At 42.7% G+C, this 24,229-nt stretch carries 15 protein-coding genes and 1 tRNA gene; 9 read left to right on the top strand and 7 right to left on the bottom strand.

Annotation, left to right across the window (positions count from 1 at the left end; translation table 11 throughout):
• On the top strand, positions 1–250 hold a 250-nt coding region (locus AC1DPZ_RS05800), incomplete at its 5' end, for a hypothetical protein (RefSeq protein ID WP_477401876.1).
• Between the two features lie 783 nt (positions 251–1,033).
• The gene (locus AC1DPZ_RS05795; RefSeq protein WP_477401875.1) at positions 1,034–2,011 is read left to right on the top strand and encodes a GlxA family transcriptional regulator; all 978 of its coding nucleotides are present in this window, start codon (positions 1,034–1,036) and stop codon (positions 2,009–2,011) included.
• 88 nt (positions 2,012–2,099) lie between these two features.
• Here the strand turns inward: AC1DPZ_RS05795 and AC1DPZ_RS05790 are convergent, their stop codons facing one another.
• Positions 2,100–2,741 (bottom strand): HAD family hydrolase, encoded by a 642-nt coding sequence (locus tag AC1DPZ_RS05790; RefSeq protein ID WP_477401874.1) that lies wholly within the window; start codon positions 2,739–2,741, stop codon positions 2,100–2,102.
• Between the two features lie 64 nt (positions 2,742–2,805).
• Here AC1DPZ_RS05790 and AC1DPZ_RS05785 point away from each other — a divergent pair.
• Together AC1DPZ_RS05785 and AC1DPZ_RS05780 are read left to right on the top strand one after the other, a co-directional pair.
• Positions 2,806–2,879 (top strand) — tRNA-Ile (locus AC1DPZ_RS05785).
• 186 nt (positions 2,880–3,065) lie between these two features.
• Complete coding sequence (locus AC1DPZ_RS05780) at positions 3,066–3,368, top strand: hypothetical protein (protein WP_477401872.1); 303 nt, start codon at positions 3,066–3,068, stop codon at positions 3,366–3,368.
• A 268-nt stretch (positions 3,369–3,636) separates the two neighbouring features.
• On the opposite strand, the gene AC1DPZ_RS05775 is transcribed toward AC1DPZ_RS05780, so the two are convergent.
• The 5 genes from AC1DPZ_RS05775 to AC1DPZ_RS05755 all read right to left on the bottom strand — a co-directional run bounded on the left by AC1DPZ_RS05775 (position 3,637) and on the right by AC1DPZ_RS05755 (position 12,484).
• Complete coding sequence (locus AC1DPZ_RS05775; RefSeq protein ID WP_477401871.1) at positions 3,637–5,148, bottom strand: SusD/RagB family nutrient-binding outer membrane lipoprotein; 1,512 nt, start codon at positions 5,146–5,148, stop codon at positions 3,637–3,639.
• A gap of 12 nt (positions 5,149–5,160) precedes the next feature.
• Positions 5,161–8,319 (bottom strand): SusC/RagA family TonB-linked outer membrane protein, encoded by a 3,159-nt coding sequence (locus AC1DPZ_RS05770; RefSeq protein ID WP_477401870.1) that lies wholly within the window; start codon positions 8,317–8,319, stop codon positions 5,161–5,163.
• Between the two features lie 184 nt (positions 8,320–8,503).
• Complete coding sequence (locus tag AC1DPZ_RS05765; protein WP_477401869.1) at positions 8,504–9,820, bottom strand: gluconate:H+ symporter; 1,317 nt, start codon at positions 9,818–9,820, stop codon at positions 8,504–8,506.
• 17 nt (positions 9,821–9,837) lie between these two features.
• Positions 9,838–11,571 (bottom strand): IlvD/Edd family dehydratase, encoded by a 1,734-nt coding sequence (locus tag AC1DPZ_RS05760; protein ID WP_477401868.1) that lies wholly within the window; start codon positions 11,569–11,571, stop codon positions 9,838–9,840.
• A 76-nt stretch (positions 11,572–11,647) separates the two neighbouring features.
• The gene (locus AC1DPZ_RS05755; RefSeq protein ID WP_477401867.1) at positions 11,648–12,484 is read right to left on the bottom strand and encodes a fumarylacetoacetate hydrolase family protein; all 837 of its coding nucleotides are present in this window, start codon (positions 12,482–12,484) and stop codon (positions 11,648–11,650) included.
• Between the two features lie 442 nt (positions 12,485–12,926).
• Here AC1DPZ_RS05755 and AC1DPZ_RS05750 point away from each other — a divergent pair, with 442 nt between their 5' ends.
• Complete coding sequence (locus AC1DPZ_RS05750; RefSeq protein WP_477401866.1) at positions 12,927–13,820, top strand: AraC family transcriptional regulator; 894 nt, start codon at positions 12,927–12,929, stop codon at positions 13,818–13,820.
• Positions 13,817–15,343 carry a gluconokinase gene (locus AC1DPZ_RS05745; protein WP_477401865.1) on the top strand — a complete coding sequence of 509 codons (1,527 nt, stop codon included), beginning with the start codon at positions 13,817–13,819 and terminating at the stop codon, positions 15,341–15,343. Before AC1DPZ_RS05750 ends, AC1DPZ_RS05745 begins: the two co-directional genes overlap by 4 nt.
• A gap of 32 nt (positions 15,344–15,375) precedes the next feature.
• Here AC1DPZ_RS05745 and AC1DPZ_RS05740 read toward each other — a convergent pair whose 3' ends face one another.
• Positions 15,376–15,579: a glycoside hydrolase family 3 C-terminal domain-containing protein gene (locus AC1DPZ_RS05740; protein WP_477401877.1), complete on the bottom strand. Its 204-nt coding sequence runs from the start codon at positions 15,577–15,579 to the stop codon at positions 15,376–15,378.
• Positions 15,580–16,161: 582 nt separating this feature from the next.
• On the opposite strand from AC1DPZ_RS05740, the gene AC1DPZ_RS05735 reads away from it, so the two are divergent.
• From AC1DPZ_RS05735 to AC1DPZ_RS05725, 3 genes are all read left to right on the top strand, one after another.
• Complete coding sequence (locus AC1DPZ_RS05735; RefSeq protein ID WP_477401864.1) at positions 16,162–19,329, top strand: SusC/RagA family TonB-linked outer membrane protein; 3,168 nt, start codon at positions 16,162–16,164, stop codon at positions 19,327–19,329.
• Positions 19,330–19,350: 21 nt separating this feature from the next.
• Positions 19,351–20,910 (top strand): RagB/SusD family nutrient uptake outer membrane protein, encoded by a 1,560-nt coding sequence (locus AC1DPZ_RS05730; protein ID WP_477401863.1) that lies wholly within the window; start codon positions 19,351–19,353, stop codon positions 20,908–20,910.
• A gap of 63 nt (positions 20,911–20,973) precedes the next feature.
• The coding region (locus AC1DPZ_RS05725; RefSeq protein ID WP_477401862.1) for a VCBS repeat-containing protein at positions 20,974–24,229 on the top strand (3,256 nt) is incomplete at its 3' end.

The raw sequence follows: 24,229 nt of genomic DNA, 5'->3' as shown, positions 1-24,229 counted from the left end.
TAAATGTAATACCCCTGATTATTTTGCAACCTTTTTAGCCGGAATTAAAGGCAAAATGATAATTGCTAAAAATGCAGCAACTTCTAATACGATTAACATAGTTTTAATTTTTAAAATGATTATTGAATTATTGACAGCGGAGGTGATACCCAATTATTTCGCAACTTTTTTAGCTGGAATTAAAGGCAAAACGATAACTGCTAAAAACGCGGCAACTTCTAATACGATTAACATAGTTTTAATTTTTTAAGTGATTTTTATATTATTAATACCTTGGGGAACCTCTTTTGTTTAACATGTAATTCCCTAATTTTTACAGGATTAAGTGATAAACAATTCCGGTTTCCTGAACATCTTTCGGCTAAAAACATGCCATAAAAATTATCGCGGCTGTACCTGAAAAATGGCCGAAAATWAAATTTGAGGATTTAAGAAAAAGACAAAAACTGATTTGAGGTTTTTTTAAATTTAAAGACGCTTTTCGATCAATGAAAAAAATATCACCAGTTTTAAAGAAGTAAAAATTAAGATCGCAGAAAAGTGACAAATTCTTGATGCAAAAACCTGACATTATGAAAAATCAGGAATTTTACCCCCGAAAAATTAAAAATTAGCCTTCCAAAAGCCATTTCGGATTTAAATTATAGCTGATTTATTATTTTTTATGAAAAAATAATACTTCAACCCCTCATATTTGGCGCCCTTAGTATTTCATGAATTTTTTTTGACAATTTGTCACCAGGTATGACACAGGCAGATTACACTGACAAAAAAACTTGAAAAACCATGACAAAACACTACCGATCCTTAATTGAGATCAAAAAATAGCCTTAAACAGCCTGGTTTGCAGCGTGCCAAAACAGGTAGCAGTATACCTTGCACGATTACCGTATAAGATCGGGTATGCCGTCGTCCAACCGGCCACGGAAAGGGCTCAAAATTAAATTAAAAAACTGCAAGGGTGTTGGGCACAAGCAAGCCCGGGCTAATAATAAATCTTGTTTGCAATGACGCTTTATCATATTTTTGAGATATGAAGCATATATCCATCTTAGTACCCAGGGGTGCAATTTTAGGTAGCCTTGAAGGTTCGCGGCAGTTACTAACACAAGTGAACCAATTTTTTTTAGCAATGGGCAAAGACCCAGTTTTTAAGGTTGAACTGGTTGGCCTTGAAATGGAAACCCCTGTTAGCGGTGGCTGCTTTACAGCAAATGCCAATGTTTTATTTAAAGATGTAAAGAAGACCGACCTGATTATTATCCCTGCCGTTGATGGAGAAATTAACACAGCTATCGAAAATAATAAAGCTTTTATACCCTGGATAATTGAGCAATATAATAGTGGCGCCGAGGTGGCCAGTTTATGCATGGGGGCATTCCTGCTGGCCTCAACTGGTTTGTTAAAAGGTAAAAAATGTGCTACCCATTGGATGGCCGCCAACCAATTCAGAACGATGTTTCCGGATGTTAACCTGGTTACCGAAAAAATAATCACCGATGAACAGGGCATTTATTCCAGCGGTGGAGCATTCTCCTATCTTAACCTTATTTTATACCTGATAGAAAAATTTGCCGGTCGTGACATGGCTATTTTAAGTTCTAAGGTGTTCGCCATTGAAATGGAACGTACCAGCCAGTCTTCGTTCATTATTTTCCAGGGACAAAAAGACCATGCCGATGACCCYATAAAAAAAGCACAGGAATTTATTGAAAACAATTACCAGGAAAAGATCAGCGTAGAGCAACTGGCATCTATGTTTGCTTTAGGCAGGAGAAACCTGGAACGCCGCTTTAAAAAAGCCACCGCCAATACCGTAGCCGAATATATTCAGCGGGTAAAGATCGAAGCTGCCAAAGTAAGCCTGGAAAGGTCGCGCGATAATGTGAACGAGGTGATGTATAATGTAGGTTATACTGATAATAAAGCCTTCCGCACTACATTTAAACGTATAACAGGCCTGTCGCCCATTGATTACAGGAATAAATACCAGCGCGAGTATCTGAACTGATAATAAGCCCCCAGATAACAACATGAACCTGGCAGGAGCATATCATTCCGACCCGATAAAAAGGGTCGATAAGGCTTTATATACGGACTTAACGTCCATTTATGACCCCGTTTCTTTTAAAAAATTGCTGGACAGTATCGGGCTTTGTCATCAAAAAAGTATTTATGCCCAATTTCTCTGCCCCTGCCAAATGCTGCGGACTATCATCAATAAACAAAGTTTCGGCAGGATCAAGGCTATTTTCGTTTAATACCAATTCAAATATTCCTAATTCGGGTTTGCGTTGCCCTGTCAGGTGCGAGTAATAAGTTTTCTCGAACAAATGATCGTTACCATCAAAACCAAAATCAGTTTTCAGGTAGTTCATGATATGATCATAATGGATGGCATTAATATTACTGAGCAGGAAAGTGCGGTATCTTCCCTTTAAATTTAATAACAATTCGTGGTTGCCCGGTTCAATTCCGAGCAGCATACTGTTCCAGGCAGCATTTATTTGCTCATCAGCAAGTTCCGGATTACCGGATTTTAGCCTGATATAGTCTCTGAACTCCCCGGCAGAGACCTCTCCCCTGTCAAATTTATCAAAAATTTCGTCCTGCTGTTTATGGCCAAAAAATTCCGTTGCGTTATTGATACCCAACTCGTTCCATGCCTGCTGAGCCTTCAGAAAATCGATACTGAAGATAACGTTACCGTAGTCGAAGATGATATTTTTGATATTTTGCATAAAGGGTTTTGTTATTTGCCTGCAAATATGTAAAATTGCACCCGTTAAATAAACACAAATAACCGCGCCTATAGCTCAGTCGGTTAGAGTAGAAGACTCATAATCTTTTGGTCCCTGGTTCGAGCCCAGGTGGGCGCACAGAGTACAAAACCCGCTTTTTACATACGTAGAGCGGGTTTTTTCGTCTTACACATGCGGGTTAGGATCACCTGCGGCACCGTGGCTGTTACATATTTGTTACGGGATTTACATAGTTTTTTGTTGAACTTGACGTACCCATGTAACAAATATGTAACGGGATTTACGTCATTATTTATGTAAATTATGGCTACCACCGTAAGTGCAAAGATTTATTCGCACCATGAAAAAGCCGACGGTACTATCAATGTGAAGTACGTTGTCTATCACAAAGGGGAAAGAAAGTTTATTGATTCCCCTCATTTCGTATCTAAAAGACAGATCACCAAAGATTTTGACATCAAGGACAAGTTTGTTCTGAAATGGCTGGATGATTACCGCATCCTGATAACCGCCATCAATTCCAGATTTGAAGCCCCCAAAACTTTCAGGGCTATAAAACTGCAGCTCAATGGCAATTTTATTAACGTGGCCCTATCCCCCAATTAGTACTCCCCCAACAAGGCAGCAGTACATAACATCTTTATATATATACGATTAATTACAAAACATGTGCTTTTGGTTTATAACAGGCAAATATAAATAATGGGATTGGCCTATAAACCACCAATGTTTCACTCCAATAACAAATGTTCACTCCAGCTTAAATCGGAACACAGATGGTTACAATCATCAGAATCGCCGTTATAGAGATTAACGTATAATACCCCGGCATTAAATCAGCGCCGGGGTATTAAGGGATATAAAGCGGGAGTATTTATTTATCCCAAAAAACAGGAGTATCCAAGTCGTCTGTGCCTATACTGGCTACGGCCGCCCTGTAGTTATCGGCATTAATGGCCGACTCTGTTTGCGGGTAAGTATACCTGCGTACAAAGCCCCCTTTTATTTGCTTGCCGGGATATGTATTGGGCGATAATGCCGGGAAGCCGCTTCTTCTGAAATTGGCCCAGGCTTCTGCACCGTTTCCAAAAGAAGTTATCCAATACTGGGTATTAATTAGTTTCAAAGCGTTGGCATCAGCATATGCATTTACCGGGTTATTCAAATAGGCATTTTGGGCATCACTGCTGATGACAGCAGCAGCATCATAACTTGCAAATTGATCCATAGCCGCTTTTACACCATTGTTATAATAAGTACTTGCGGTACCGCTAATATATCCCCTGAAAACCGCCTCGGCCAGTAAAAGTTGCGTTTGGGCATATGTAACAAAATATTGTGGCGCGGTTACTTTACCAAATACGCTGTAATTTACCTGCGAATATTTGAAACCTGAACCACTCACGCCGCGAAATCCCGGAGCCGTTGGCAGCGTACCGCTATCATAACCGATAGGCAAACCAAACTGGTTGGCAGATGCTGTATCCGGAGTAAGGGATAACGCTTTTCCAGGGTCGGCATACATTGCTGAGATATACTTCAGCCTCGGATCGCCGGTAGCTTTTAATTGTGTTACAAATGGCTCTGCGAGATAATAAGTATTGGTTAACTGTTGAATTTGCTGCGTAACGGGGTTAGGGTACGTATTGTTATATTTCAGGTAACAATTATCGGCATTAGATTGCATTACACCTCCGGTAACAGCTGCCTGCACAATTGTTTTTGCCTTGCCGGCATCTAATTTAGAATAGCGCATCCCGATACGCAGCAACAGTGAATAACCCAGCCGTTTCCATTGCAAAATATCTCCTGCAAAAAAAACATCCCCCTTTACAACATCCCTGGCAGCATCTAAAGCCGCCGTTGCTGCAKTAAGTTCCTTCACCAAATCATTATAAATGTCCTGTTGCTTATCGTATTTGGGCAAAAAAACCGAGTTCAGATAGGCTTGTCCTGCCTGGGTATAAGGTACATCTCCATAAGTATCTACCAACATCATATAGTTGTACGCCCTCCATATTCTGGCCTCATTGTACAGGTTGGTGCGAGCCGCATCACTCTTGGTTTCCGATAAGATATGCTCCAGGAATTTTATGCTGTTTGGATATGCATTATTCCACCGCATTACGGTATATGTTTGATTTAACACGTTAAAGTTAAACGCAGAGGTAACACCACCGAAAGGATCGATAAACTGCTGAACAACGGTTGCTTCGGTTTCCATTAACGATGAATATGTTAAAAGCTCCGCATTGGAAAACAAGAACATTGGGTCAAGACTGGTTGTGTTGTTGGGGTTAACATTTAACTCTTTGAACCCTTTATCACAACCTGCTGCAGAACACAGGCAGGCAGCACATATTATGATCTTTATATAATTTTTCATGATCGTACTCTTTTAAAATTTGACATTAAGGTTAAATCCATAAGTGCGTGTTGTGGGCAGTGAACTTTGCTCGTACCCCGTTAAAATATCACCACTTGAAGAGATTGCTTCCGGATCGATATTAGGTGTATACTTTTTGATGATCAGCACGTTGTGGCATACGGCAGAAAGCACAAGACCTTTGATAAACTTAGCTTTCACCATCTTCGAAAAATCGTAGCTAACAGAAACGTTTCTTAACTTGATGAAGTCCGATTTATAAATAAAGGCGTCCAGGATACCCTGTGAACGATAATTGGCATAAAAATCCTCAGCGTTTACGGATGTGGTGTTAGGTGTACCATCAGCATTTACCGCATCAAACTTAACACCGCCTTCCCTGCCAACCAGCGATTCTTTTGATAAACCCTCTCTCAGAAAGTTAAGGTTTGAGCTTGATAATATCTTACCGCCAACCTTGTAATCGATGTGCGTCATCAGGGTAAACTTTTTATAAGTAAACGTATTTACCCAACCACCTGTAGTTTTAGGCAATGCGCTGCCAAAAAGTGCAGGAGATGTACTTGCCACCGGCTTACCGCCTGATACAATGATCTTCCCGTTGGCATCTCTGCGGTAAGTCGAACCCTGTATCTGGTTTAACGGAAGGCCTACCTGGTCAACAATGGAACCAAAGAATTCTCCTGCACCCAGGGTTAGTTGATTTTGACCGTTAGCCAAGGCTAATACTTTAGAAGAATTTATGGCAGTATTAAACGCCGAACGCCAGGTAAAATTCGCTTTTCTGACAGGTATTAACTCCAGCAAGAATTCCATACCGCGGTTTTGCAACTCGCCGAGGTTTACAATTGTACCGGTATAGCCCGATGCGTTGGAAATAGCCACACTTAAGATTTGGTTTGTGGTGTGCTTATCATATGCGGCTACATCCAGATTCACCCGGCTGTTGAACATTCGCAATTCCAGGCCAATCTCTTTCTCCTTTACGCTGTAAGGTTTGATTGCCTGATTTGGCGTAGTGACATTGCTGATACTCCCAAGCGGAACGCCGTTGAACGCGTTTTGTGAAAGCGTGAAAGTGAGCGAATTGCTATAAGGGTTAATACCGTTTGCACTACCCACATTGGCATAAGTCGCCCTAATTTTTCCAAAAGAGAGCCATGAAGGCGGATTCTTTAAAAATTCCGAAAAAACAAAACTGCCGCTTACAGAGGGATAAAAATAATGATTATGTTCGGGGCTTAGCACCGAGAACCAGTCGTTACGGCCGGTTACATTTAAAAACAAATACGATTTATATCCAAACTCGGCGGTGCCATAAAGCGAGTTTACTGTAGATTTGGAAACTGCAAAAACCGATGTGTTGGTTACGCCATTTCCAAGGGTATAAAAATCCCTGACATAGAAATTTGTAGCGGTAACAGTATATCCTTGTGATGAAGAGGGGAAAGTATTTCCTCCCACAGTAGCATCAAAAGAAAAGGCTCCCCATTTGTGGCCACCTCCTAATAAAAAGTCAGCATTTAAGGCGCGGTAGGTATTATCATTTGAGTTATAACTTCCGTTATAAAGGCCAACGGGCGCAGCAGCATTTGCCAGGGTGCCGGTTGGCGCGTTTTGTTCATAAAACGAAGTGCTATATTCCATATTCACACGGCCCTGCAGGTAAAGCCAATCAAAAAATTGGTAGCGCAGGGTTGCTGTACCCAAAAGGTGGTCTCTGGTTTGCCTTGTAAATTGCTTGTTCATAATCCAGTAGGGGTTTGTAAGGGTAGTGAAACGAGACGTAGGGGTTTCGTTGCCGTTAGCATCAACCGCAGCTGCTTTTAATACATCCAAACTAAGCGAGTTAGAATAACGGTAGATATAATTGGTAACTGATGATCCCTGAATACCGATTACCGGCGGATTGTTGTTATTCTCGTGGTCATAATTCACATAGATCTGTGCGGACAACTTAGGGGTAAAGTTATAATTCAAGCCCAGGTTGAATATTTTTTTGTGATAATCGTTGTTAGGTACTATACCCTGTGCATCCTGGTTCGAATAAGAGAATCTGAAGCTACCTTTTTCATTACCGCCGGAGAACGCGATGGTATTCGTCCACGCATTGGCAAGCCTGAAAAATTTGCTTATACGGTTTCTTTCCGGCGCGTAAGGCCGTTGTACGCCATCAAACTGGTAGGTAGGTGCATTATCAAATTTCTCTCCAAAACTCCAGGCGCCTGAACTTTGTGCCTGGCCTTGCGTTTTGGGGCGTATGTTATTTTCGCCCTGCCCATATTCGTACTGAAAGTCGGTAAAATCCAGTGCCTGGTTTTGTGTAAAGTTGGAGGTAAACTCAATGCCTATTCCGCCATTTTTATTACCGCTTTTAGTCGTGATTATCAACGCACCGTTACTTGCTCTTGAACCGTAAAGCGCAGCAGCTGTGGCACCCTTTAGTACGGTCATCGACTCAATGTCGTCGGGGTTTATTTGCTGCATATTATCACCCAGATCCACTGACTGGGTGTACCCGTTGGTGCTCGACGGGCTTTGCGATAAAGGAAGACCGTTTAATACAATCAACGGCGCATTATCGCCCTGGAACGCAGACTGCCCGCGCAACCTGATCTTGGTGCTACCGCCGGGGCCGCTTGCCGGCGGGGAAATATCCAAACCGGCAACCTTTCCCTCAAGTGAGTTAACAAAGTTTGTAGAGCGGTTGGTGGTTATTTCGCCCACGCGTACATTTTCTGCCGCGTAACCTAATTTTTTTGATTCGCGCTTTATACCTAAAGCCGTAACTATTATCTCACTTAGGGCGTTTGATTTTGGCTCCAACATAACATTCAGGGTAACGCGCCCGTTGAGGGGCTCGGTTTTGGATTGGTATCCAATGTAGCTGAATAATAACACCGCGTTATCCGAGGATACCTGTATCTTGTAATTACCGTTTGCGTCAGTCACAACGCCATTTTTAGTCCCTTTTTCGCTTACGCTAACGCCAGTAAGCGGGCTGCCTTTTTCGTCGAGCACTTTACCGGTAACTGTTTGTACGCTCACTTCGATGCGGGTTCCGACGCTGACGGCATTTCCCGCCTGTACATCTGCCACAAACATAAGTGTAAAAAGAACACTTATTGTAATGAACAACATCATCCCAGATGCTTTGATTTTTTTTTTCATGATTTTAGGTTTAATTCAATTGATAAATCTTCATTAACCTCTTTCTCAAAATTGGTGATTGCGAAAGAGTTTTTCGAGGCGGCACTTTGTGTGCCGTTTTCCGGTTTTAGTGTAGCTTTTTTTTCATTTACGCAGGATTTTTGGTTTGAAATTGATTATATACATTGATGGGTTATAGGTTTATTTATAGTAAAAAATCTAACGATAGGACGCCTGCAAGCCCTATTACAGATACCAGGCTTTCCATAACCGTCCATGAGCGGAGTGTTTCCTTAACCGATAGCCCGAAATATTCTTTGCATAGCCAAAAAGCCGTATCGTTTACATGTGAGCCAAACAGGCTACCCGCCCCGATAGCCAACACCAGCAAATTGGTGTTAACGCCTGCATGATGCGCGATTGGAAACAACACCCCTGCGGCAGTTACGCCAGCCACTGTGGCTGAGCCCAGGCAAAGCCGCAAACAAGCTGTCGCCAGCCATGCAAACAACAAGGGATGTATGGTGCTACTAATCAGCATACCGGCCAGCACATCGCTTAGGCGGCTATCTACAAATATTTGCTTCAGTGCACCCGCACTGCCAATAATGATCAACACCATTGCTATATCTTTTACTGCACACACATAACCATCCATTATTTTTGCTAATGGCCTGCCTTTTTGCAAGCCAAGCGTATAGGTGCTTATAATTAAGGTGAGCAGCATGGCAATAATGGGTTCGGCGAGCCATGACGCTAAGTTTTTTATAAAGGAAGTTTGCCCAAAAAACGCAGACAGTAAATGGGCAAGGCAAATCAGTACAACCGGCAAAAGAGATGACAGTATGCTGTTAACAATACCCGGTAACTCATGTGCCGGTAAGGCGGCAGAACTCTTGGCAAATTGCAAACCGTTCGGCCCTATTTTTTTGAGGGTGGCCGAAAACACTGGTCCAGCTATAATTATAGCAGGGATAGCGATTATCAGCCCATAGCTAAATGTTTTAACAATATCTGCATGAAAGACGCTGATGAGCGTCATTGGCGAAGGATGGGGAGGTAAAAAGCCGTGCATTACCGATAAAGCGGTAAGCATGGGCATACCCACATACACCAGCGGTAAACGGTAGCTGGAGGCAACCGAAAAAATGATGGGCACCAACAGTATGAACCCTACATTATAATACAATGGGATACCCACAATAAAGCCGGTTATAGCCATGGCATAGGTTACATATTTAGCACCAAACAAATCGTGCATGAAATGGGCTATGCGCTGAGCGGCACCGCTTTCTGCAACCAGTTTGCCCAGCATAGCCCCCAATACAATAATGATGGCTACTGACCCTAATGTATCGCCTAGCCCTTTATTTATCGATGTAATAACTGTGGCAAATGGCATTCCTAAGAAGCAGCCCGCCAATATCGCTACGATAAGAAACGCAAGAAACGCATTCACCTTTGCCCAGGTGATCAGCGCCACAAGCAGTAAAATACAAAAGATCAGTACAAGTATTGTCATGCTATCCCCAGTTTAAATTAATGCGAATCGCGGGTTACAACAGATCCGGAATTCCCCACAAGAAAATCGAGGTCTGCCCCTTTATCGGCCTGCTGTACATGGCGCTGGTACATAGATACGTAGCCCCTGTCTGTATGATAAGCCGGCTTTTTCCATAACAGCCGCCGTCTTTCCAGTTCCACCTCATCTACAAGCAGGTCTATTTTTCTCGCCGGTACATCGAGGCATATCAGGTCTCCGTTTTCCACAAGTGCCAGGTTACCGCCGATGGCAGATTCCGGTGATACATGGAGCACAACGGTACCATACGCGGTGCCGCTCATCCGTCCGTCAGATATCCTTACCATATCCGTAATACCTTTATCCAGCAGTTTTTTCGGCAGCACCATGTTGCCAACCTCGGGCATACCGGGATACCCTACCGGACCAACATTTTTCAGCACCATCACACAGGTCTCATCAATATCAAGCTGAGGCTCATCAACCCTGGCGTGATAATCTTCAATGGTTTCAAAAACCACCGCACGGCCCGTATGCTGCATCAGTGATGACGTTGCTGCCGAAGGCTTGATAACCGCGCCATTAACAGCCAGGTTACCTTTCAAAACGACTATGCCCCCCTCTCGGATGATGGGGTTACTGTAGCCTGCAATAACCTCATTATTATAGCATACGCCATCATCTTTTATGTTTTCTGCGTGCGATTTTCCGGTTACGGTTATCGCGTCCATAGCCAGCTCATTACTCAGTTCTTTCAATATAACAGGCAACCCGCCCGCATAGTAAAAGTCTTCCATCAGGTATTTCCCGGAAGGCATCAGATTGAGTAACAAGGGTATTTTACTGCCCAGCCTGTCAAAATCGTCCAGGCACAGGTCTACGCCAACACGCCCGGCAATTGCCGTTAGATGTATAATGAAATTGGTAGAACCGCCAATAGCAGCATTTACTTTAATAGCGTTTTCGAATGCGGAACGGGTGAGTATTGTGGATATCGTTAATCCTTCTTTTACCATTTCTACAATGCGCCTGCCTGATAGCTGCGCCAGCACTTTTTTCCTTGAATCAACCGCCGGGGTGGCCGCGGCCTGTGAAAGGCACATACCAAGCGACTCGACCATACAAGCCATAGTAGAGGCGGTACCCATCGTCATACAATGGCCTGCGCTTCTAGACATACAGCTTTCGGCCGCAAGGTATTCGTCATTGGTTATTTTACCGGTTTTGAGGTCATCAGTCAACTTCCATACTGCCGTGCCCGATCCAATATCAGCACCCCGGTATTTGCCGTTCAGCATCGGCCCGCCAGGGACTACGATAGTAGGTAAACCTACGCTGGCAGCTCCCATCATGGTAGAGGGCGTAGTTTTGTCGCAGCCGGTCAGCAATACAACCCCGTCTATAGGATTGCCACGTATCGATTCCTCGGCATCCATGCTGGCCAGGTTCCTGAAAAGCATAGCCGTCGGCTTAAGCAGAGTTTCGCCTAAAGACATGATCGGAAATTCCACCGGGAAACCGCCAGCTTCATAAACCCCGCGTTTAACGGCCTCGGCCAGGTCGCGTAAATGGGCATTACAAGGCGTTAGTTCCGACCATGTGTTGCAAATACCGATAACCGGTCTTCCATCAAAAAGGTCGGCAGGCATACCCTGGTTTTTCATCCAGCTCCTGTATAAAAACCCCATTTTACCTGTTTTTCCAAACCAATCAGAACTTCTGAATTTTGACATTTTATTTTCTTTTATCATTTAATTTAGATTGATGCTATCGAAAATTCCCCATTCGTTAACACCAGAAGCGGTTCACCTCCGAAATTCATACTCATTATTTCCCTACCTGGTTTGTAAGTGTGCCTATGTTACCTATAGTAATATGTATCACGTCGCCATAGTTAAGCGTAAACGAATCAGGCGGTACGATACCAGTGCCAGTCATGAGGTATGCACCTGCAGGGAATGACATCTCCATAAAAAGATAATGGGCAAGCTCCTGGTGCGTGCGCTTCATCCTGCTGATCAAAATGGCATCAACAAACACTTTAACATCACCTCTCCATATTTCAATTTGAATTTCGGTGTCGGGAGAAATGGGTGTGGCCGGCACGTAAAGACATGGGCCAACCGCTGCTGCACCGTCGTATGATTTCGCCTGGGGAAGATATAAAGGGTTTTCTCCTTCGATATCCCTTGATGACATATCATTGCCGATCATATATCCCTCAATGGTACCTGCGCTGCAAATGAATAATACCAATTCCGGTTCCGGAACGTTCCATTCCGAATCTTTCCGGATACGAACGGTACCGCCAGGCCCAACTGCACGATATGCCGAAGATTTAAAAAAAAGCTCAGGACGTTTTGCGCTGTAAACCCTCGCATAGAAATCGCCTCCACCGGCATCTTTAGACTCTTCCATGCGGGCATCTTTGCTGCGCATATAGGTGACGCCTGATGCCCATATTTCCTGATTGACAATAGGGGCGCATAATTGTTCCAAATCATGAGCAAGCAAAGAGTCGGCTGTGATACTTTGGATGTCATTTAAAACCTCGCGGTGCAATACTTCGCGGTTTATAAAACTGTCCCAGCTCCAATCCGGTGAACTATAAAGCGAGCCGGCGTATTTCACAATAACTTTATCGTTGGTCTTAAATATATGCATAGCTATTTAGTACTACCCCGCGTTTGTGCGGTAGTTATTCATTATCAAAAAATGTCTTAGATCGGTTAGTTGGTTATATACAAAGAATGCTAAATCAAATTGCTTTAGCTTCTAAAAAAACGCAGCGTTGATTTTTGCACAAAAAACCTGGGCAAAACCCTGCGCCGCTTCACTGCCCGGCTGAACTTGGCAAAGTAACCTCAGGGGGCAACGGCAGGTGTTTTTTTATGCCAGTAAGAGGTCAATAACGAGCCGGTAATATTCATGAAAGTGAAAGTGTGATAATATTAAACAGGGAAAATACCATTAAAAAACAGCGATGGTTTTTATACAACTCTTCGTTTTATATTATGTAAACTTGCTTTTTCTGGTATCACATTAGGTTCCAGAATACCTGTCGTGGTACAGAGATGGCAGCAACGCATACCAATTATTATCCTGGATGAATCAATTGATACTTGAGCAGGGGGCATCGAAAGAACTTGTGCATTTTCCGCATATTCTGGAGTTTGCCCACAAAAAGAACAGCATTATCCAACTTAACTCCTTTAAGAGTAACGTTACGGACTGCATTTGCCTGTACTATATTTTAGAAGGAAAATTCACCTGGATAATTGATTCACAACACCATACCTTATACCCTGGTGATTTTGCAATAGTATTGCCCGGGCAACGCATTGGCGGGGAAAGCGGAATATTAAACATAGGTACTTTATTCTGGATAAAAATATCCACCGAAGATTGCGGAAAGCTTTTGCCTGGCAAATGGAGCGGGCTCACAAAAAAGGAAAAATTATCTATTAACCAAATTTTGATGGTAAATAAGCAACAGCTTGTTTTAAAACTGAAAGAAGCGCACACATTAATGCAAAACTTACAGTTTGAATTACAAAACGAGGAAGTAGGCTTTTACACACGTGTAAACCAGTTGCTTGATGAACTTTTTGTGTTGATTAGCCGTCAATTGATCAGGCAAAACAACTCCAGAAGAGACTTCCCTCAAACATTCTTAAAACTGGAGCAAACATTGCGGCAAAATCTTGCCCGTCAATGGACGGTGGAAGAAATGGCTGCACTGATTGGCATGGGTACTACCGCCTTTACCGAAAAGGTAAAAAACTATTCCGGCTTTTCGCCCTTAAATTATTTGATCAATATCAGAATAACCGAAGCAACCAAACTGCTAAAAAAAAACCAGGTAAATGTTACCGACATAGCACTGAACACCGGCTTTTATTCGTCGCAGCATTTCTCCACAACCTTTAAAAGACTTACAGGGTACACCCCAAGCGAGTTCAGGAAAAATAAAACACCAGATCATCAACATACATCATGAATTGTATCATCATCATAGAAATGGGCACGGCCGCTGTGCGGGTTTTCGCCTTTGATCTTTCGGGCAATTTAATCAGTTCGTCAAAGGGGCATTACCCTACCTTTCATGAGCAACCTGACCATAGCGAGCAGGATCCGGAGCAGATGTTTATTACTATGCTTTATATTTTAAAAAATCTGCTCATTGATGAGATATACCCTAAAAAGTATACTGTGACTTGTATTTGCTTTGGCTCATCTATGCATAGTTTGCTGGCGGTGGATAAAGATGGCATCCCATTGGGCAACGCCATAACCTGGGCAGATAACAGGGGCAAAAAAGAAGCCGCGGAACTTAAACAAAGCAGTTTAGGCGAAGAGATTTATAAAGCCACGGGAACACCTATCCACCCGATGTCGTCGTTGATAAAAATTGCCTGGATGAAAAATAACGAACCTGAGAAATTCGGGTTGGCGAGAAAATTCATGCCTATAAAAACCTATATCATTCAACAACTGACGGGTGCGTGTGTGATAGATTATAGTATAGCTTCTGCAACCGGGCTAATGAATATCCATAATTTAGCCTGGGACCAGGCCGCACTGGAGTTTGCAGGGATTACACCGGAAGAGCTACCGGATTTGCATTCGGTTTTCTATTCGGGCGTAGTGCTAAAAAAAGAATATCAAAGGGTTTTAAAATTGTTACCGACCGTCAAAATCCTGATTGGATCCAGCGATGGTTGCCTGGCCACCCTGGGTGCCGGTGTATGGGAAAACGGCATGGCTACAATCACCATTGAAGACAGCGGCGCATTCCGGATTATAGGCGATAAAATAATAGAAGATCCCCAACAGCAAATTTTCAACTACCTGCTTACAGAGAAGCATATCATTACCGGCGGGCCTACAAGTAACGGAGGGGTAATATTCAATTGGTTTACCAAACAATTTGGCGATTTTCGAAAAGCTTTTGATGTCGACCAATCAATGGAAATGTTGATAGAAGAAGCCGCAGGCGTCGAAGTCGGTTCGGGCGGCTTAATTTTCCTTCCCTTTTTGCATGGCGAACGGGCACCTATTTGGAATCCAAATTCCAGGGGATGTTATTTCGGCGTAAATATCCGGCATGAGCGCAAACATTTTATACGAGCCACCATAGAAGGGATTTTATACGAGATGTATAGCATTGGCCGCACACTGGAAAAGCACCGTCATATCGAAGGTCTGTCTATCAATGGTAGTTTTGCATCCATCCCGTTTTGCACGCAAATCATTGCAGATATATTTAACAAGCCGGTAAGCACGCTTAGTCATGACGACAGCATAGGCAAAGGTGCATTCCTGTTAAGTGCGACCGAGATGGGCATTTATCCTTCTTTAGAGGAAGCCTCAAAAACGGTGACCATGCACCAAACCTATTTACCCAACGCCCAAAATCACCACATATATGCCCAATACTTTAAAGTATTTGAAAGTTTGATAACAAAAGTGGCCGATGAATTTGATGTTATTTCTGATCTGCAACAACGGTATAGTCAATAACATAGTGCCTTGAGGCGATAATAATAAAAGCCTCAATAACATGATGCCGTACTACTCACCGCACCCGGTAACCTGTCCGATGGATTGTAATTGCCAAAAAGCACGTCGGCTATGGCTGCACCTGCAGTCTGCACGCCATACCAGCCGTTTATTATTGCAGAGATGTGCTTACTTCCCCATGTCTTCGGACGAGAATCACGTTTTAACCTTTGCGGCGACGGCGATTGATCATGAATATGTTTTAAGTTGACATATGTTGTGTTTTTATGATAAAAAATTGGTTACCTGAATCTCCTTCAAAAGTAATTTTACGCTTGCAAAGCTGCTACAATTCTAAATCAGGTAGCTGCTAAATTAAAACCAATAAAGCCGACCGGCAAGTTCTGTCAAGATTTCGATTTAAGTTTTATTAAGGCTTGATCGACCTGTATACTATGGTTTCGTCGTATTCAGGAAAGTACAAACCGGTCCGGCTCTACAATCGATTGCAACCCTTTTATGAAACATATTATGAAAGAATAAACCAAGAGAACTCGTTTCGCCGGTCACAGATCGTGGCCCGCAGTAAACTACATCGGTATCAATATTATGGATGCTATAACTAATACAACCTGATACAAGCTACCGGTTAAGCAACCAATTAAGTAAACCGCTCTTTATTAAAACAAATGAAGTCTTCTTCAAACCGTATGGTTTATTATTTCAGATGAGCTTAATTTATCAGTCACCTAACCATTACATAATGCAAAGACCTGTTTGATATAAGTGCTAAGCTTTATCAATTTTTCAACCAATGTTTTCAATTAACAAACCAAACTATGAAAAAAAAATATTTACTAAGCACTTTCATGAGAATGACGGTTATAATAGTATTTATAAGTATTACTATTATAAAGTCCACGTTTGCTGCTAATAACCTGGCTCATTTGCGGCATACAGATCCTGAGGCAATAAAATTAGCCATAAGCAAGATTATAACTGGTAAGGTAACCGATGAGAATGGTTCAGGATTATCGGGTGTAACTGTTACGTTAAAAGGCACCACCACCGCGGTCGGAACCGACAACAATGGCGCATTCCGCATTGAAGTACCTAATGACCAGGCAGTACTCATTTTCAGCTTTATAGGGTACGCATCAAAAGAAGTTTCTGTTTCAGAAAAATCGGTGATTAATGTATCGTTAAAAAATGATGCTAAATCATTAAACGAAGTAGTCGTTGTAGGTTACGGAACACAAAAACGTGCCAACGTAACGGGTGCTGTTTCGTCTGTGAGCAGCAAAGCAATATCAGCTTTACCTGTTGGCGGCGTGGATCAGGCTTTACAAGGCCGGGTGGCCGGTTTAACGGTTACCAATAATGGCTCGCCGGGCTCCGCGCCAATTGTGCAGATACGCGGTGTAAGTTCGGTAGGTTACGGATCTGATCCCTTGTATATTATTGACGGTTTTCCAGGTTCTATCGGCGGGCTTGATCCAAGAGATATACAATCAGTTGATGTACTTAAGGACGCGAGCGCCGCGGCTATTTACGGTTCACGAGCAACTAACGGCGTTATTATCATCACAACCAAAAAAGGTTCCAGTGGTAAAGTTGTGTTAAGCTTCGATTCATATGCGGGATTTCAGGAAGTTACTAAAAGGTATAACCTTCTTAATACAAGCCAATATGTACAATATGAAAGGGCTTTGAATGGAGCAGCCGGAATTGGCATACCGCCGCGTTTACAACCGGCAAACTTTAATCAGCCTATTTATGCGGGTTCTTCGCAAACCTTCGCCCAAACCAATACAGACTGGCAGGATGCCTATTTCAAAAAAGGAGTTGTGCAGCAGCATGCTGTTTCCTTAAGCGGCGGGAATGAGAATTCACGCATATTTACATCTGCCAGTTACTTTGATCAGGATGGTATTACCGTTGGAACTAATTTCAGCCGTAAAAGCTTCCGAATGAATTCTGATCATAATCTGAACAAGTTTATTACAATCGGCCAAACATTCAATGCTTCGGTAACCCGCCAACGCTTTGGGATTCCCCCGGGCAATAGAACGCCCATTACCAATGTAATAAGAATGCAGCCATACATACCGGTTTACAATCCAAACAATCAAGGCGGTTTTTTTGGCCCTCAAAGCAGTTTTGACGGTGCCGACCCGGTAAACCCGGTAGAACAGGCACTAATTAACGAAAACCGGAATTTTGGTATTGGGATACGCGGCAACGCTTATTTAACGGTTAAGTTTACGCCGTGGCTTAAATTCAATTCTACCTACGGCATTGATTACGGAACAAACAGGCAAGAACAATACACCCCGATATACAACGATGGTGGTACTTCAAGCAATCCACTTGCTTCTATAACAGAAAATACCGGATCTGGCACTACTACGCTATATACGCAACAATTAACTTTCGATCACACTTTCGGCAGCAAACACCACGTTTCGGCCCTGGCAGTTTACGAAGTGCAAACCAACCGTAGCAATAGTCAAAATTCTTTTGGCAACCAAAATAACAACATTATTCGTACGCTGAACAATGCTACCAACACCACCACCAATTATACTTATGGTACTAACGTGCTTCATTCATTAGTAGGCCGGGTGGGGTATGATTTCGAAGGAAAATATTTAATTTCCGGTTCAATACGCCGCGATGGCTTGTCGGTTTGGGCCCCGGGTCACAAATATGAAAACTTCCCTGCGGCTTCTGTTGGCTGGAAGGTTGACCAGGAAGACTTTATGAAGAATTTCAAATCAGTAAGTGAGTTGAAATTACGGGCCGGATACGGTGTTACCGGAATAAACGGAACGGTATTGGGAAATTATCCTTACGTTTCCAATGTATCTGCGGGCGGCACAACATATCCGTTTGGCAACCTGGCAACGGGTGCCAACTCTGGTAATGGCTCTTTTTACAGTGCATTAAGTAATTATTTTCTTCATTGGGAAATAACCAAATCAACTAACATTGGCTTCGACCTGGGCTTATTTCAAAACGCGTTTACCCTATCGGCCGAGGTTTATAAAAGAAAAACTGAAAACTTAATCTTAACGGTGCCGGTACCACCCAGCGAAGGTGTTGGCGCCCCGCTGGCAAATGTTGGCTCGATGCAAAACACCGGAGTTGAAATAACCGCAGGTTACCACAAAACAAGCGGCGACTTTAAATATGATATAACAGGCGTGTTTGGATTAAGCAGAAATAAGGTTACTACATTAACAGGAGCTGCAAATGGTACTATAACTGCAGGCGGTGATGCTGATTTTGGTGGCGGCGGTCCGCTCACCAATACCTCGGTTGGCCAATCTATCCAGTATTTCTACGGCTATGTGGTAGAGGGCATATTCCAAAATGCATCTGATGTAAGCAGCCATGCTACTCAAACAGGTGCTGCTCCAGGCGACCTGAAATTTAAGGACATTAATAATGATCATGTAATTGATGCTAATGACAGGGTTAACCTGGGCAGTTACCTACCAAAGTTCACCTATTCATTAAATTATTCGGCCAGTTACAAGAATTTTGACCTTGCCTTATTTTTCCAGGGAGTATATGGCAATAAAATATTTAATGCCGAAAAAATCATCGCTCAAGGTATGTCGAGGTTATTTAATTCAGATGTTAAGGTGCTGGACGCTTGGACCCCTACGCATACCAATACTGATATTCCAAGGGCTATTTCAGGAGACCCTAACTCAAATGTAAGGCCATCATCCCGCTGGGTAGAAAACGGCTCATACCTTCGGTTAAAAAACCTCCAGTTAGGGTACAATTTGCCAACGCCGTGGCTTAAAACGGCCAGCAACAATTTAGTAAGCAAAGTGAGGATCTATTTATCATCAACAAACCTGTTCACCATTACAAAATACACCGGGCTTGATCCAGAGGTCGGCTCCAAAAACGGAACGCTTACAAATGGTATAGACTATGGTCAATATCCTTCGCCAAGAGTGTTCCAGGTAGGTTTACAGGCAACATTTTAACAATCATTAAATTGATATATTATGAAACATAAAAAAATTTATTTATTGTCAACCGTTATTTTATTAACGATAACGGTGATCGTATTGTCCTGCAAAAAAACAGCGTTAAATACATCCGATCCCAACAACCTTACTACGGCCAACTATTATAAAACGGCAGCGCAATTAAAGTCGGGAGTTAACGCCATTTATGCGGTTATGCATCAAAACAACCTCGTATCCCGGGAATGGTATTACCTGCACGACACAAGGAGCGATGAGGTAGCGCCAGGCGGCGGACAATTGGAAGCTCCAAGGCTCCAATTGATCAATAATACCGACGATCCTACAAACTCTGTGATGAACTCTGTTTGGAATGGCTGGTACACCGTAATATTCCGTGCAAATGTTGTAACAGACAATGCCCCAAACGTTACAGATAACGTAGCCGACGCGAAAAAATCAGTTGGAGAGGCAAAATTTCTGCGTGCCTGGGCTTATTTCGACCTGGTTAGCATGTGGGGCGGGGTTCCACTGGTAACATCAGTTCCCAAAAGTCCTACCGACTTTAAACCACGCGCCGATGTTGCCGCTGTATATGCGCAGATAGTTCAGGACCTAACAGATGCAGCGGCAGTATTACCCGGTAAATCCTCTACTGATAAAGGTAGGGCCACGGCCGCCGCCGCTAATGCTTTGCTGGGCAGGGTATTAATGCAACAAGGTGATTATGCCAACGCTAAAGCTGCATTTCTTAAGATACCTACCAGCGGAGCCGATGGCTATTCATTAACTGCCCGTTACCTTGATAATTTTGAGTTAGCCACCGAATTTAACAATGAATCAATTTTTGAAGTTGTGTTTGTGGATAAAGGAACTAATGGTTACAATTGGGGTGGCGAAAGCGCAACTGAAGAGCAGTCAACAGTTAGAAATCAGGAATACTGCCCTGTTGCATGGAGAAACCTTATTCCTTCAAACAAATACCTGAATGAATTTGAAAACACAGCTACGGGTGCGGTAAAAACAGATCCCCGTTTTTCATATAGCGTTTATCAAAGCGGCGATGTTTATAACAATGGCCAAAGCACCTTAACTGATGCCGATCAAAACGGTAATTCTTCGGTGTTGAACGGCGTTACCAAAAAGATCAGTTGGCGTAAATTTATGATCATATACCAGGAAAGTGCAAGTACTGCAGGCTTCCACCCCGGAGGTAACAACCAACGTATTATACGCTATTCAGAAGTTTTACTTAACCTTGCTGAGTGCGCTAATGAAACGGGCGACATAGCCGGAGCTGTAGCTTACCTTAATTTGGTGCGCGCAAGGCCAGATGTTGCTATGCCCCCCTATCCAACAGTTCAATTTCCAGTTGCTTCCAAAAGCGACGTGGTTAAAGCCATCATGCACGAAAAAATGGTAGAGTTGGGCGATGAGCAAGTACGTAACATCGATATTTTAAGATGGCGCAAGAAGGCGTATTTCACGACCGAGCCGATTGCCGGGTTCCATGCCAACAGAGATGAATTATTACCTATACCTCAAGCTGAGTTGGACAATAACCCTCTTGTTGCAGGGCACCAAAATCCCGGCTATTAATTTATTAAACCAATTCTTAAAGCAGGCGGCCCGGAAGCCGCCTGCTTTTATTAATGTTAAATTATGAAAATCCTCCTTATTGGTTTTACTGTAGCCCTACTAATTTCTTCCTGTAAAAAACACACGCTATTTGAGCAAATACCATCTTCTGTTTCCGGCATCGTATTTAATAACCTGATTACAGAAAACGATTCGATTAACCCTATCGATAATGCCACTGTATATAATGGCGGAGGCGTTGGCATAGGTGATTTTAATAACGATGGGCTACCGGATATTTACTTTGTGGGTAACATGGTGCCGAATAAGTTATATATTAACAAAGGTAATTTCAGGTTTGAGGATGTTACTGCAACAGCCGGTGTAGATGGTAAAGGACGTTGGGGAAAGGGTGCTTCTGTAATTGATATTAATAACGATGGCTTGCCCGACATATACGTATGTAATTCGTTTGCCAATGACCCTCAAAAAAGGCAGAACTTGTTGTATATCAACAAAGGGGTTAATAAAAATGGGGTTCCTGTATTTAACGAAGAAGCAAAGGAATACGGCCTTGATATCCAGCTATTTTCTACAATGGCTGGTTTTTTTGACTATGATAATGATGGCGACCTTGACATGTATTTGACCGTTAACGAGCCTAACCCTGCCGAATTCCCCAACCAGTTCAGGCCGATTGATACCGCCGGCAACGGCAGAAGCATGGGACGATTGTACCAGAGCCATTGGGACCCTATCCTTAAACATCCTGTGTTTAAGGATGTATCGGTAGTAGCGGGTATCAAGATAGAAGGGTACGGACACGCTGCAACTATTGCCGATATCAACCTCGATGGCTGGAAGGATATATATGTTACAAACGACTTTCTGTCGAATAATATATTGTATATCAATAATCATGATGGCACTTTTACCGACAAGTCGAAGGCGTATTTTAAGCATACATCTTTCAATGCTATGGGTCAGGATATTGAAGATATCAATAATGACGGGCTGGCCGATATATTTGAACTGGACATGAATCCTGCTGATAATTATCGAAAAAAAATGATGTCGGGGCCAAGTAGCTATAATACCATTCAAAACTTCGACCATTATAGGTATCAATATCAATATGTGCGGAATACCCTTCAGTTAAACCAGGGTCCGTCTATAGGAGAAAATAACCAGGTCGGTAACCCAACATTTAGCGAAATTGGCTTTTTAAGCGGTGTTGCCCAAACAGATTGGAGCTGGACCCCGATGATAACCGATTTTGACAATGACGGTTACCGTGATATTATTGTTACCAACGGTTATCCCCGCGACGTAACCGATCATGATTTTATTGCTTACAGATCCAATGCATTTTTGATAACGCCGAAGAAGGAAGTTCTCAGCCAGATACCGTCAGTCAAAATTCACAATTACGCCTTTCGTAACCAAAACGGTTTGCAATTTAAGGATGTGAGCATGGACTGGGGCCTGGGTATTCCCTCCTTTTCGAATGGTGCAGTGTATGCCGACCTAAATAATGACGGCGCAATGGACCWTGTAATTAATAATATCAATGACCAGGCGCTAATTTATAAAAACACCGCCGGGGAGAATAAAGAAAATGTGCGCCATTACCTCAACATAAAGTTTAAGGGACCAAATCAGAACCGCGAGGGAATCGGAACTTTTGTGGATATATATTACCAGCACGGCTTACACCAGGTTTATGAAAACAACCCTTACCGGGGCTATCTTACCAGCATCCAGCCTATAGCACATTTTGGGTTAGGAAAATGCAAAACTATAGATTCGGTAGTTGTTAAATGGCCGAACAAATACAGACAAACATTTTTAAATGTAGATGCAGATCAAACTTTGTCTGCAAACGTTAATAATGCCAGCCAAACCTATACCTGGGCAAATCCGGTACAATTAAAAGCCCCGTTATTTACTAATATCACGGGCAAAAGCGCGGTTAAATACATCCATCGCGACACGGATTATACAGACTTTAATATTCAAAAGCTTTTGCCTCATAAGCTTTCAGAATACAATCCTGCGCTGTCAGCAGGCGATATTAACGGCGATGGCTTAGATGATATAGTTGTCGGTGGAAATTTGACAGAGCCGGCACAGATCTTTTTTCAACAAAAAAATGGCACATTTATACAACGGGGCCTTTTAGAAAAAAAGAATTACGATCGCCCCTATCTTGACGGAGGGATTCTCATTTTTGATTCAAACGGTGATAAATTTCCTGATGTATTAATTACCGGCAGTGGTTATAAAACTCCGGCAAATGATCCGGCATACCAGGACCGCTTATATATTAATGATGGCAAAGGTCATTTTAAGCTTGCGAAGGATGCATTACCGGTGTGTTTTAAAAGTAAGTTGTGTGTAAGGGCTTTTGATTATAATAACGATGGCAGATTAGACCTCTTTATTTCAGGGCGCGTGGAACCATGGAGATATCCCGAACCGGTGAATAGCTACATTTTAAGAAATGACACAAAGGACAGAAAGGTAAAATTCACCGATGTAACTAATGACGTTGCTCCAGACCTAAAAAAGATTGGGTTGATATGTGATGCAATTTTTAGTGATTTCGACAACGATAATAAAACAGATCTAATATTAGCAGGAGAATGGATGCCGCTAATTTTCTTAAAAAATGTAGGTGGAAAGTTTGTAAACATTACAGCAAAAAGTGGCGTTGGCAATAAACCCGGATGGTGGAACTCAATAATTGCAGGTGATTTCAGGCATACAGGCAGAATGGATTACATAGTTGGAAATGTAGGCTTGAACACCCTTTATCAGGCCAGCGACGAATTCCCGGCTTTTATAACAGCAAATGATTTTGATAAAAGAAACAGGTTCGACGCATTTCCATCATTATTTCTTCCTGGCAAAGATGGTATACAACGGGAATATCCAGCAAATGTGAGGGATGATGCTTTTAAGCAGATGATTAGTTTACGGGTAAAATTCACTAATTATCATTCATATGCGGAGGCTACTATGCAGGATGTGCTTAGCGCCGACCAAATGAAAAATGCGCTGCGGCTTAAAGCCACCGAGTTGAGGTCCTGCTATTTCAGGAACGACGGCGAAGGTAAATTCACAATAACCCCTTTACCTCTTGAAGCACAGGTTTCGGCATTAAATGGGATGGTGGCCGACGATTTTGACGCGGATGGCAATCTCGATTTATTGATTAATGGAAATGATTTTGGTACTGATGTTTCAATTGGAAGATATGATGCCCTAAATGGCTTGTTGTTAAAAGGTAACGGCAAAGGAGGATTTACCCCTTTATCAATTGCACACAGCGGAATAT

The organism is Mucilaginibacter sp. P4_G9 (assembly GCF_056400985.1).
The sequence above is the reverse complement of the archived record's forward strand: the minus strand, read 5'-3'. Positions and strand labels throughout refer to the sequence as shown.

What these genes read in the sequence shown, in the direction of transcription:
- AC1DPZ_RS05790 (WP_477401874.1), bottom strand. Translation starts at nt 2,741, where the DNA reads ATGCAAAATATCAAAAATATCATCTTCGACTACGGTAACGTTATCTTC.
- AC1DPZ_RS05780 (WP_477401872.1), top strand. Translation starts at nt 3,066, where the DNA reads ATGGCTACCACCGTAAGTGCAAAGATTTATTCGCACCATGAAAAAGCC.
- AC1DPZ_RS05770 (WP_477401870.1), bottom strand. Translation starts at nt 8,319, where the DNA reads ATGAAAAAAAAAATCAAAGCATCTGGGATGATGTTGTTCATTACAATA.
- AC1DPZ_RS05765 (WP_477401869.1), bottom strand. Translation starts at nt 9,820, where the DNA reads ATGACAATACTTGTACTGATCTTTTGTATTTTACTGCTTGTGGCGCTG.
- AC1DPZ_RS05760 (WP_477401868.1), bottom strand. Translation starts at nt 11,571, where the DNA reads ATGATAAAAGAAAATAAAATGTCAAAATTCAGAAGTTCTGATTGGTTT.
- AC1DPZ_RS05755 (WP_477401867.1), bottom strand. Translation starts at nt 12,484, where the DNA reads ATGCATATATTTAAGACCAACGATAAAGTTATTGTGAAATACGCCGGC.
- AC1DPZ_RS05750 (WP_477401866.1), top strand. Translation starts at nt 12,927, where the DNA reads ATGAATCAATTGATACTTGAGCAGGGGGCATCGAAAGAACTTGTGCAT.
- AC1DPZ_RS05745 (WP_477401865.1), top strand. Translation starts at nt 13,817, where the DNA reads ATGAATTGTATCATCATCATAGAAATGGGCACGGCCGCTGTGCGGGTT.
- AC1DPZ_RS05735 (WP_477401864.1), top strand. Translation starts at nt 16,162, where the DNA reads ATGAAAAAAAAATATTTACTAAGCACTTTCATGAGAATGACGGTTATA.
- AC1DPZ_RS05730 (WP_477401863.1), top strand. Translation starts at nt 19,351, where the DNA reads ATGAAACATAAAAAAATTTATTTATTGTCAACCGTTATTTTATTAACG.